The sequence below is a fragment of the Exiguobacterium acetylicum genome (assembly GCF_022170825.1).
Taxonomy (GTDB): domain Bacteria; phylum Bacillota; class Bacilli; order Exiguobacteriales; family Exiguobacteriaceae; genus Exiguobacterium_A; species Exiguobacterium_A acetylicum_B.
Genome location: NZ_CP081878.1, coordinates 23750 through 35000, shown reverse-complemented (window position 1 = coordinate 35000; position 11251 = coordinate 23750). Strand labels below are relative to the sequence as shown.

General features: G+C 49.2%; 7 protein-coding genes, 10 tRNA genes, 3 rRNA genes and 1 other RNA gene (1 of these 21 only partly in view). 2 read left to right on the top strand and 19 right to left on the bottom strand.

Annotated features, from left to right (window positions below; all coding sequences use genetic code 11):
• The 19 genes from K6T22_RS00205 to tadA form a co-directional block, all read right to left on the bottom strand.
• Positions 1-48: transfer RNA gene (locus tag K6T22_RS00205), tRNA-Pro, on the bottom strand (it extends 29 nt beyond the left edge of the window).
• 5 nt (positions 49-53) lie between these two features.
• A tRNA-Arg gene (locus tag K6T22_RS00200) sits at positions 54-127 on the bottom strand.
• Positions 128-133: 6 nt separating this feature from the next.
• A tRNA-Leu gene (locus K6T22_RS00195) sits at positions 134-220 on the bottom strand.
• 22 nt (positions 221-242) lie between these two features.
• Positions 243-317, bottom strand: a tRNA-Gly gene (locus tag K6T22_RS00190).
• A gap of 7 nt (positions 318-324) precedes the next feature.
• Positions 325-408, bottom strand: a tRNA-Leu gene (locus tag K6T22_RS00185).
• A 7-nt stretch (positions 409-415) separates the two neighbouring features.
• A tRNA-Lys gene (locus K6T22_RS00180) sits at positions 416-491 on the bottom strand.
• Between the two features lie 22 nt (positions 492-513).
• A tRNA-His gene (locus tag K6T22_RS00175) sits at positions 514-589 on the bottom strand.
• An 11-nt stretch (positions 590-600) separates the two neighbouring features.
• Positions 601-676 (bottom strand) — tRNA-Thr (locus K6T22_RS00170).
• An 8-nt stretch (positions 677-684) separates the two neighbouring features.
• Positions 685-760: transfer RNA gene (locus K6T22_RS00165), tRNA-Phe, on the bottom strand.
• Between the two features lie 10 nt (positions 761-770).
• Positions 771-846: transfer RNA gene (locus tag K6T22_RS00160), tRNA-Asp, on the bottom strand.
• A gap of 80 nt (positions 847-926) precedes the next feature.
• Positions 927-1042: ribosomal RNA gene (gene rrf, locus K6T22_RS00155) — 5S ribosomal RNA — on the bottom strand.
• Positions 1043-1089: 47 nt separating this feature from the next.
• Positions 1090-4003, bottom strand: a 23S ribosomal RNA gene (locus tag K6T22_RS00150).
• 166 nt (positions 4004-4169) lie between these two features.
• Positions 4170-5731: ribosomal RNA gene (locus K6T22_RS00145) — 16S ribosomal RNA — on the bottom strand.
• Together the 16S, 23S and 5S rRNA genes with 10 tRNA genes alongside form the textbook arrangement of a ribosomal RNA operon.
• A gap of 331 nt (positions 5732-6062) precedes the next feature.
• Positions 6063-6281 carry a YaaL family protein gene (locus K6T22_RS00140; RefSeq protein WP_023469883.1) on the bottom strand — a complete coding sequence of 73 codons (219 nt, stop codon included), beginning with the start codon at positions 6279-6281 and terminating at the stop codon, positions 6063-6065.
• A complete protein-coding gene (recR, locus tag K6T22_RS00135) occupies positions 6278-6877 on the bottom strand; it encodes a recombination mediator RecR (protein WP_053451762.1) in 600 nt (199 codons plus the stop codon). The genes K6T22_RS00140 and recR overlap by 4 nt, the downstream gene beginning before the upstream one ends.
• Positions 6878-6895: 18 nt before the next feature.
• Positions 6896-7216: a YbaB/EbfC family nucleoid-associated protein gene (locus tag K6T22_RS00130; RefSeq protein ID WP_029343040.1), complete on the bottom strand. Its 321-nt coding sequence runs from the start codon at positions 7214-7216 to the stop codon at positions 6896-6898.
• Between the two features lie 18 nt (positions 7217-7234).
• A complete protein-coding gene (dnaX, locus tag K6T22_RS00125; protein ID WP_238238347.1) occupies positions 7235-8920 on the bottom strand; it encodes a DNA polymerase III subunit gamma/tau in 1686 nt (561 codons plus the stop codon).
• 95 nt (positions 8921-9015) lie between these two features.
• Positions 9016-9282, bottom strand: an RNA gene (ffs, locus tag K6T22_RS00120) — signal recognition particle sRNA large type.
• 48 nt (positions 9283-9330) lie between these two features.
• Entirely contained in the window at positions 9331-9837 is a 507-nt protein-coding gene (tadA, locus tag K6T22_RS00115) for a tRNA adenosine(34) deaminase TadA (protein ID WP_238238345.1), read from the bottom strand.
• Between the two features lie 108 nt (positions 9838-9945).
• Here tadA and K6T22_RS00110 point away from each other — a divergent pair, with 108 nt between their 5' ends.
• Entirely contained in the window at positions 9946-10575 is a 630-nt protein-coding gene (locus K6T22_RS00110; RefSeq protein WP_050679045.1) for a deoxynucleoside kinase, read from the top strand.
• Entirely contained in the window at positions 10572-11249 is a 678-nt protein-coding gene (locus K6T22_RS00105) for a deoxynucleoside kinase (RefSeq protein WP_023469877.1), read from the top strand. Before K6T22_RS00110 ends, K6T22_RS00105 begins: the two co-directional genes overlap by 4 nt.
• The last annotated feature ends 2 nt before the right edge of the window (positions 11250-11251 follow it).

Sequence of the window (11251 nt, the reverse complement as noted above, 5' to 3'; positions counted from 1 at the left end):
ACCCCTTGGTCCCAAACCAAGTGCTCTACCAAGCTGAGCTACTTCCCGAAAAGTGCACCCTGAGAGATTCGAACTCCCGACCCCTTGATTCGTAGTCAAGTACTCTATCCAGCTGAGCTAAGGGTGCATCATATGGTGCGGTCGAGAGGACTTGAACCTCCACGATGTTGCCACCACTAGGCCCTCAACCTAGCGCGTCTACCGATTCCGCCACGACCGCATAATGCTATTTAAATATAAAATGGAGCGGAAGACGGGATTCGAACCCGCGACCCCGACCTTGGCAAGGTCGTATTCTACCACTGAACTACTTCCGCATATAAATGGTACGGGTGAAGGGACTTGAACCCCCACGTCAAAGACACTAGATCCTAAATCTAGCGCGTCTACCAATTCCGCCACACCCGCATAAAAATGGTGTGTCATGCAGGATTCGAACCTGCGACCCTCTGATTAAAAGTCAGATGCTCTACCAACTGAGCTAATGACACATAGATAGTATGAAATTTAAAATGGGGCGACTGATGGGAATTGAACCCACGAATGCCGGAATCACAATCCGGTGCGTTAACCACTTCGCCACAATCGCCAAAATAAAAATGGTGCCGGCAACAGGAGTCGAACCCGCGACCTACTGATTACAAGTCAGTTGCTCTACCAGCTGAGCTACACCGGCAAAAGAAATGGTGGCTTTGGACGGAATCGAACCGCCGACACAAGGATTTTCAGTCCTTTGCTCTACCAACTGAGCTACAAAGCCGATATTAAAATGGCGGTCCTGACGGGATTCGAACCCGCGATCTCCTGCGTGACAGGCAGGCATGTTAACCGCTACACCACAGGACCGTTTTAAGTATAAGGTGACGACTTCTATAATGATAAAACATCTATGTAAGTCTGTCAATTGTTTTATTAAAAAAACAAAAGCCTGGCAACGTCCTATCCTCACAGGGGGAAGCCCCCAACTACTTTCGGCGTTCAAGTGCTTAACTTCCGTGTTCGGCATGGGAACGGGTGTGACCACTTGGCTATCGTCACCAGACGATCGGGCTCACGCCCTCAAAACTGAAGTCATCAACAAGCATCTGCTAGAACAAGGCCTCGACCGATTAGTATCACTCAGCTCCACATGTCGCCATGCTTCCACCCGTGACCTATCTACCTCATCGTCTCTGAGGGGTCTTTCTTGATTACTCAAAGGGAAATCTCATCTTGGAGGGGGCTTCATGCTTAGATGCTTTCAGCATTTATCCCGTCCGCACGTAGCTACCCAGCGATGCTCCTGGCGGAACAACTGGTACACCAGCGGTGCGTCCATCCCGGTCCTCTCGTACTAAGGACAGCTCTCCTCAAATTTCCTGCGCCCACGACGGATAGGGACCGAACTGTCTCACGACGTTCTGAACCCAGCTCGCGTACCGCTTTAATGGGCGAACAGCCCAACCCTTGGGACCTACTCCAGCCCCAGGATGCGATGAGCCGACATCGAGGTGCCAAACCTCCCCGTCGATGTGGACTCTTGGGGGAGATCAGCCTGTTATCCCCAGGGTAGCTTTTATCCGTTGAGCGATGGCCCTTCCATGCGGAACCACCGGATCACTAAGCCCGACTTTCGTCCCTGCTCGACTTGTAGGTCTCGCAGTCAAGCTCCCTTCTGCCTTTGCGCTCTACGAATGATTTCCAACCATTCTGAGGGAACCTTTGGGCGCCTCCGTTACTGTTTAGGAGGCGACCGCCCCAGTCAAACTACCCGCCTGACACGGTCCTCCAGCCGGATTACGGCTGCGAGTTAGAGACTCTATGCATGAAGGGCGGTATCCCAAGGGTGACTCCTCCGAAGCTGGCGCTCCGGGCTCGACGTCTCCCGCCTATCCTGTACATCATGCACAAAGCCTCAATATCAGGCTGTAGTAAAGCTCCATGGGGTCTTTCCGTCCTGTCGCGGGTAACCTGCATCTTCACAGGTACTATGATTTCACCGGGTCTCTCGTTGAGACAGTGCCCAAATCGTTACGCCTTTCGTGCGGGTCGGAACTTACCCGACAAGGAATTTCGCTACCTTAGGACCGTTATAGTTACGGCCGCCGTTTACTGGGGCTTCGGTTCAAAGCTTCGCTTGCGCTAACCCATCCCCTTAACCTTCCAGCACCGGGCAGGCGTCAGCCCCTATACGTCATCTTGCGATTTAGCAGAGACCTGTGTTTTTGCTAAACAGTCGTTTGGGCCTATTCACTGCGGCTCTACTCATGTAGAGCGTCCCTTCTCCCGAAGTTACGGGACCATTTTGCCGAGTTCCTTAACGAGAGTTATCCCGCGCGTCTTAGAATTCTCATCTCGCCTACCTGTGTCGGTTTACGGTACTGGCGCCTTCCCCCTCACTAGAGGCTTTTCTTGGCAGTGTGAAATCGTGACCTACGTCCCTACGGGACTCCGCATCGTTCCTTGACTTTGATGCCTGACGGATTTGCCAATCAGACGGTCTTGAAACTTGCACATGCACTTCCATCCGCATGCGTCACTATCCTCCTGCGTCCCCCCATTGTTCAAACGGTGGATCGGCGGTACAGGAATATCAACCTGTTATCCATCGCCTACGCCTTTCGGCCTCGGCTTAGGTCCAGACTAACCCTGAGCGGACGAGCCTTCCTCAGGAAACCTTGGGCTTTCGACGGAGGGGATTCTCACCCCTCTTTTCGCTACTCACACCGGCATTCTCACTTCCAAACGCTCCACTGCTCCTTCCGGTACAGCTTCACAGCGGTTTGGAACGCTCCCCTACCATTCCTTACGGAATCCGCAGCTTCGGTGGTATGTTTAGCCCCGTTACATTTTCGGCGCGGCGCCACTCGACTAGTGAGCTATTACGCACTCTTTGAATGGTGGCTGCTTCTAAGCCAACATCCTAGCTGTCTAGGCAGCGCCACATCCTTTTCCACTTAACATACACTTTGGGACCTTAGCTGGCGGTCTGGGCTGTTTCCCTCTTGACTACGGATCTTATCACTCGCAGTCTGACTCCCGAGTATAAGTTGCTGGCATTCGGAGTTTAACTGAATTCGGTAACCCTGTGGGGGCCCCTAGTCCAATCAGTGCTCTACCTCCAGAACTCTCAACCTCGAGGCTAGCCCTAAAGCTATTTCGGGGAGAACCAGCTATCTCCAGGTTCGATTGGCATTTCACCGCTACCCACACCTCATCCCCGCACTTTTCAACGTGCGTGGGTTCGGACCTCCAGTCAGTGTTACCTGACCTTCATCCTGGACATGGGTAGATCACCTGGTTTCGGGTCTACGACAACGCACTGAACGCCCTGTTCAGACTCGCTTTCGCTACGGCTCCGCCTCATCGGCTTAACCTCGCGCGTTATCGTAACTCGCCGGTTCATTCTACAAAAGGCACGCCATCACCCGTTAACGGGCTCTGACTACTTGTAGGCATACGGTTTCAGGATCTATTTCACTCCCCTTCCGGGGTGCTTTTCACCTTTCCCTCACGGTACTGGTTCACTATCGGTCACTAGGGAGTATTTAGCCTTGGGAGATGGTCCTCCCGGATTCCGACGGGGTTTCACGTGTCCCGCCGTACTCAGGATCCACTCTGGAGGGAAAACAGTTTCAGCTACAGGGCTGTCACCTTCTTCGGCGGACCTTTCCAGGTCCTTCACCTACTGTCTTCCTTTTTGACTCCGTATAGAGTGTCCTACAACCCCGAAGAGCATGCTCTTCGGTTTGGGCTGTTCCCGTTTCGCTCGCCGCTACTCAGGGAATCGCATTTGCTTTCTCTTCCTCCGGGTACTTAGATGTTTCAGTTCCCCGGGTCTGCCTCACGCTACGCTATGTATTCACGTAACATGTCCCATCCCATTACAGATGGTGGGTTCCCCCATTCGGAAATCTTCGGATCAAAGCATACTTACTGCTCCCCGAAGCATATCGCTGTTCGTCGCGTCCTTCATCGGCTCCTAGTGCCAAGGCATCCACCGTACGCCCTTCATACCTTGATCTAGCGTTGGTATTCTAAGAACACACGTCTAATGACATGGTTAATTAAAAGTTTGATGTCTTGTTGATGTCTTCAGTTTTCAAGGTGCGAGTGTCTCTTTCGAGACGTGAGAGACGAGCTCTCAAAACTGAACGATGGGCATGTCCCGTAAGGGACGTTTTCCTTAGAAAGGAGGTGATCCAGCCGCACCTTCCGATACGGCTACCTTGTTACGACTTCACCCCAATCATCTACCCCACCTTCGACGGCTGGCTCCTTGCGGTTACCTCACCGGCTTCGGGTGTTGCAAACTCTCGTGGTGTGACGGGCGGTGTGTACAAGACCCGGGAACGTATTCACCGCAGTATGCTGACCTGCGATTACTAGCGATTCCGACTTCATGCAGGCGAGTTGCAGCCTGCAATCCGAACTGGGAACGGCTTTATGGGATTGGCTCCACCTCGCGGTCTCGCTGCCCTTTGTACCGTCCATTGTAGCACGTGTGTAGCCCAACTCATAAGGGGCATGATGATTTGACGTCATCCCCACCTTCCTCCGGTTTGTCACCGGCAGTCTCCCTAGAGTGCCCAACTAAATGCTGGCAACTAAGGATAGGGGTTGCGCTCGTTGCGGGACTTAACCCAACATCTCACGACACGAGCTGACGACAACCATGCACCACCTGTCACCATTGTCCCCGAAGGGAAAACTTGATCTCTCAAGCGGTCAATGGGATGTCAAGAGTTGGTAAGGTTCTTCGCGTTGCTTCGAATTAAACCACATGCTCCACCGCTTGTGCGGGTCCCCGTCAATTCCTTTGAGTTTCAGCCTTGCGGCCGTACTCCCCAGGCGGAGTGCTTAATGCGTTAGCTTCAGCACTGAGGGGCGGAAACCCCCCAACACCTAGCACTCATCGTTTACGGCGTGGACTACCAGGGTATCTAATCCTGTTTGCTCCCCACGCTTTCGCGCCTCAGCGTCAGTTACAGACCAAAGAGTCGCCTTCGCCACTGGTGTTCCTCCACATCTCTACGCATTTCACCGCTACACGTGGAATTCCACTCTTCTCTTCTGTACTCAAGCCTTCCAGTTTCCAATGGCCCTCCCCGGTTGAGCCGGGGGCTTTCACATCAGACTTAAAAGGCCGCCTGCGCGCGCTTTACGCCCAATAATTCCGGACAACGCTTGCCACCTACGTATTACCGCGGCTGCTGGCACGTAGTTAGCCGTGGCTTTCTCGTAAGGTACCGTCAAGGTACGAGCATTACCTCTCGTACGTGTTCTTCCCTTACAACAGAGTTTTACGATCCGAAAACCTTCATCACTCACGCGGCGTTGCTCCATCAGACTTTCGTCCATTGTGGAAGATTCCCTACTGCTGCCTCCCGTAGGAGTCTGGGCCGTGTCTCAGTCCCAGTGTGGCCGATCACCCTCTCAGGTCGGCTATGCATCGTCGCCTTGGTGGGCCGTTACCCCACCAACTAGCTAATGCACCGCAAGGCCATCTCAAGGTGACGCCGGAGCGCCTTTCATCAGCGGACCATGCGGTCCGTTGAACTATCCGGTATTAGCTCCGATTTCTCGGAGTTATCCCAATCCTTGAGGCAGGTTCCTTACGTGTTACTCACCCGTCCGCCGCTCATTCCACTGCCTTCCCTCCGAAGAGTTCCGTCAGTTTCCTGCGCTCGACTTGCATGTATTAGGCACGCCGCCAGCGTTCGTCCTGAGCCAGGATCAAACTCTCCATGAAGTGTTTGACTTGCTCGTTGTGTGACCGAAGTCACGATTGACGAAGCTTGCGCTTCATTCATTTTTGTATTCCGTAGAATACGTTTTTTGCCTCATCGTTCAGTTTTCAAAGTTCGTCCGCGCCTGTTTTGGCGACTCAATTAGAATACCAAGTCTGAAACAAGAAGTCAACAACTTTTTTGAAATTGTTTTTTACTTGTTTGCTGTAAGCGCTCGTCCTCTTAAGGACATGAATTAATATATCACGATAATTAGACAGGCGCAACTACTTTATCAAAATAATTTATAGTTTTTTTAAGCATATAAAAACCGCAGACAAGAATGGCTGCGGTTTACTTCATCATCAATGAGACGCGTCTTCTTTTTGCTTCGCTTATATAGAAGAAATACAGTGATTCCGCTAATTTCATTTGTGCTTCTAAATCACCGTAGTCATCGTAGCTGATTTCTAAGAGATGACGCTTCATTAAATAATCTTCTTTTGCTTTTGCTAATTCTTCTAACAAACGCTGGTCGTACTCACTGCGAATTTTTTTTCGAAACCAACTCATAGTTCGCGGCGTCCCTCCATTGCACGAGATAACGTCACTTCATCCGCGTATTCAAGATCTCCCCCTACTGGAAGACCGTGGGCAATCCGCGTAATCCGAATACCCGTCGGTTTTAAGAGACGCGATAAATACATCGCCGTCGCTTCCCCTTCAATATTCGGATTGGTTGCAAGAATGATTTCCGTGATCTCTTCATCCGCTTGAAGACGTGTCAAAAGACTCGATACGTTAATATCTTCTGGACCGATCCCTTCCATTGGACTGATTGCTCCATGCAAGACATGATACAACCCTTGATAATCTCGCATCTTTTCCATCGCAATGACATCTCTTGAATCTTGAACGACACAGACGATTGTACGATTCCGATGTTTATCTGTACATACATAACAAGGATCTTGATCCGTGATATTCCCGCAAACACTACAGTAAGCAATATCACGCTTCGCACTGACTAAAGCCTTACCGAACATCAAGACATCGTCTTCTTCCATATCCAGGACATGAAATGCTAGACGCACTGCTGTCTTCGGACCAATCCCTGGTAGTTTCGTAAAACTTTCGATCAAACGACTAATCGCTTCAGGATATTGCAAGTGGTTTCCTCCTACGAATTAAAACATTCCCGGCAGATTCATACCTTGTGTGAATTTCCCCATTTTACTTGATACGAGTTCATCGACCTTTTTCAAAGCATCATTTGTTGCCGCTAAGACGAGATCTTGAATCATTTCAACATCATCTGGATCAACGACTTCTTCTTTAATGATGACATCTACGATATTTTTATGACCATCTGCAACGACTGAGACCATTTCCCCGCCTGCTGTACCTGTTACTGTTAAGTCTTTTAGCTCTTCTTGTGCTTTCGCCATATCCTTTTGCATCTTTTGCATCTGTTTCATCATATTGTTCATGTTTCCCATTCCGCGCATCTGTATTCCTCCTCGAATTTAATCTTCGAACTCTACGATATCACCAAAACGACCAAGCGTCTCGGACAATAACTGATCGCTCTCCGATTCTTGTTTTGTTTCCTTCTCTTCTATACTACTACTATTTCGCTTAGCAACAAACTCTGCTTTCAGTTCATGCCAATCCTTTGAAAGAATCGCTAAAATTTCGCGTTTGACGCCGCACACTTCATATAACGCTTCTTCAATGACGAAACGAGTTCGTTCATTCGTCATGACCTGTTCAAAGTGCCATCCTTTACCGTCGTCAAATTCAATTAGCAACGTATCCGCTGAACAAAGAACAGGTTTACTCTCATGGAGTAATGAATAGATTGGTCCATCCTCTTTTAGGATCCACTTCAAGATGTGGTCCCACCGTTCTTGAATTTCACGCAATTGGGCTTTCTCTGCCCGTCCTAACATTTGACGAATACGCTCTTTCGCGATCCGCACGGTTGGTCGTCCTTGTTTGCGCTTCGGTTGCGCTTGCGGCGTTGCTGCTTCTTGAGCTGGAACACCATTTGACTTCCACTGGTGCATCTGTTCTTTCATTTCGCGGACTTCCTGTTGCAACGATTGGACGATCTGTCCCGTCGTTCTCCCTTGTTCCGCGATTTGAATGAAGGCAATCTCAACGAGTACCCGAGGGTGGTTCGTCAATCGCATCTGTTGTTGGCAGTCATGTAACTGATCAATGATCGTAAAACACGTCTCTGCTTCAATCGATTCAATGAATTGTTTGAACTCATCCGTCGGGCGAGCACGCTCTAGCAAGTCGACAGCTGTAGGAGAGGCTTTCAACAACAACGTGTCCCGGTAAAAGAAGACGAGATCCTCTACGAATCGCTTCAAGTCTTTTCCCGCTCGTTGCATCGTCTCAAGCGTCTGTAATAACTGATCGACTTGATGTTCATGCAAGGCACTGGCAATGTTCAGTAATGCTTCATCTTCTACCGCACCTGTTACTTCAAGGACAGCCGCATCGTTCAGATCACCGTTTGAAAAAGCGACCGCTTGATCGAGTAAACTCAGTGCATCACGCATACCACCATCTGCCGCTCGGGCAATCAATCGTAAGGCCGTATCCGAATATTCAATCGATTGGTCTTTTAAGATATATTGCATCCGCTCTACGAGTTGCTCGACTTCATGCCGCTTCACATCGAAACGTTGGCAACGCGAGATGATCGTCGCCGGAATTTTATGTGGTTCGGTCGTTGCTAAGATGAAGATGGCGTGCGCCGGCGGTTCTTCTAGTGTTTTAAGCAGTGCATTAAAGGCACCTGTCGACAACATATGCACTTCATCAATGATATAGACTTTATAGGCTGCTTCTGAAGGGGGATATTTGACTTTATCCCGGATTTCCCGAATCTCATCTACGCCGTTATTCGAAGCCGCATCGATTTCGAAGACGTCCGGACTTGATCCTTCCGTAATCGCAAGACACGTCGGACATGTATTACACGGTTCTTTGACCGGAGCATGCTCACAGTTGATTGCTTTGGCAATGATTTTGGCAAGACTCGTCTTCCCTGTTCCCCGAGGACCCGAAAATAGATAGGCGTGGGACATCCGTCCCTCCATCAATGCATTTTGGATCGTACGGGTGATATGCGCTTGTCCAACGACTTCGTCGAATCGTTGTGGACGGTATACGCGGTATAGTGCTTGATAGGCCAAGTTTGCGCCTCCTCTTTTTAAGTTCCTCATTCTATTTTACCTAAAAAAGTCTACAACCGAAACCGGCTGTAGACTTGTCTTTAAAAATTAAACTGCCGCGCACCATATTCTGAAATATGTTCAACATGCGTTACTCACGCAGCCTGCTCAGTCCAAGCACCCCTGCAACACACAGAGAGCACCACTTAAGGCTGCTTCCTTCCGGACCTGACCTGGTTCATGGGTATCTGTTGCGCAGGACTCAAACGTCAACGCTACTTACGTGAGGCAGACCACACCAATCATATCCCTCGACATGGAATTCAGTCTCGCTATAGCGGATTGCGAGTGACAGGGAACCGCTACATCCCCACCTAGCACGGCAAATGGTTTATCGATTTTTAGTGGCACCTTGTTTCAGTGCTTTTTCATTATACTGTTTCATCTGGTGTGATGCAACCCATTGCCCGCTTTCGTGCTTTCTTTTTCGCACGTAGTTCCCGAAAGAACAGCGTCAACATCTCACCACACTCTTTTTCTAATATACCGCTCGTCAGCTGTGAGACATGATTGAACCGATCGTCTTGCACTAGATTCATCAGCGTCCCACAACATCCACCCTTCGGATCAACAGCACCAAAGATGACATGTTCGATTCGCGATAACATGATTGCCCCAGCACACATCGGACACGGTTCGAGTGTTACGTAAAGCTCACATCCTTCAAGTCGCCAGTTCCCGAGCTTTCGGCACGCTTCCTCAATCGCGATCAACTCGGCATGTGCCGTCGCCTGTTGATCCGTTTCCCGGTGATTGTAACCGGTCGCGATGACTTCATCATCTTTGACAATGACACATCCGATCGGAACTTCACCGATCGCTTCTGCCTTTTTCGCCTCTTCAATCGCAAGGCGCATATAGTGTTCCTGTCGTTCCATCGATGATACTCCTCACTCTAAAAAAATTCTCCTTTTGAAACTTCAGCAAGTCGTACTTCTTTGTGCTAAAATATAAATTGCACTTTGCTGAACGGAGGGTCATTGTATATGTTCATAACGGTTGAAGGACCGATTGGTGTAGGCAAAACATCACTTGCGAACGCCATCAGTCACCATTTCTCTTTTTCTATGTTACGCGAAATCGTCGAAGAAAATCCCTTTCTTGGAAAGTTCTATGAAGATATCGAAGAATGGAGCTTCCAGACGGAAATGTTCTTCTTGTGCAATCGCTTCAAACAACTCGATGATATCGAACGTCATTACCTCAGTAAACAACGCTCTGTCGTTGCTGATTACCATATCTTTAAGAACTTAATCTTTGCACACCGCTCTCTCAAAGTAGAGCATCTCGAGAAGTATGAACAAATCTATTCGATCCTGACGACAGACATGCCAAAACCGGATGCTGTCATCTACTTGAACGCAAGCATCGACACCTTGATGAAACGTGTTGCGCTACGCGGACGAGAAATCGAAGAAAATATGTCACGTGCTTATCTCGAACAATTGGCAGAGGATTACGAGACATTCGTCACGGAATACCAAGCCAAACATCCGGAAGTCAAAATCATCCGTTTCGACGGGGATGCACTCGACTTCGTCAAGCGACCGGAAGATCTCGAGTATGTCTTAACGACAATCCGGAACGAATTATATGAAGGAGCGAACCACGCATGAACTTGAAGCTACGCGAAAAATACAACATCCCGGCAGATGCCGTCATTACGATCGGCGGTATGGTCGGGATCGGTAAATCAACGATCACAAACGGATTAGCAGATGCCCTTGGTTTCCGGACGTCACTCGAAAAAGTCGATACGAATCCTTACTTGGATAAATTTTATCATGATTTCGAACGCTGGAGCTTCCATCTCCAAATCTATTTCCTGGCTGAACGCTTCAAGGAGCAAAAGCGAATTTTCCAATACGGCGGTGGTTTCATCCAAGACCGTTCGATTTATGAAGATACAGGAATCTTTGCTAAGATGCATTTCGAAAAAGGAACGATGTCTCCAACGGACTATGAAACATATTCAAGTTTGTTTGATGCGATGGTCATGACACCATTCTTCCCACATCCAGATCTCTTGATCTATCTCGAAGGTTCGTTCGAGCAAGTCCTTGAACGGATTCGCCTCCGCGGACGCGAGATGGAACAACAGACACCAATCGAATATTGGGAAGAGATGTATGAACGGTATACGAACTGGATCAATAACTTCACGATTTGCCCAGTACTCCGTTTGTCGATTGATGAATACGATCTACTGAACGAGCCAGAATCCATCGACCGGATTCTCGCGAAGATTGAAAAGCAACTCGAAGTTGCTCGCATTGCCAATACACGCTAACT

Coding starts and splice junctions, on each gene's coding strand:
- K6T22_RS00140 (WP_023469883.1), bottom strand. CDS start 6,281: ATGAGTTGGTTTCGAAAAAAAATTCGCAGTGAGTACGACCAGCGTTTG.
- K6T22_RS00130 (WP_029343040.1), bottom strand. CDS start 7,216: ATGCGCGGAATGGGAAACATGAACAATATGATGAAACAGATGCAAAAG.
- K6T22_RS00110 (WP_050679045.1), top strand. CDS start 9,946: ATGTTCATAACGGTTGAAGGACCGATTGGTGTAGGCAAAACATCACTT.
- tadA (WP_238238345.1), bottom strand. CDS start 9,837: ATGGAACGACAGGAACACTATATGCGCCTTGCGATTGAAGAGGCGAAA.
- K6T22_RS00105 (WP_023469877.1), top strand. CDS start 10,572: ATGAACTTGAAGCTACGCGAAAAATACAACATCCCGGCAGATGCCGTC.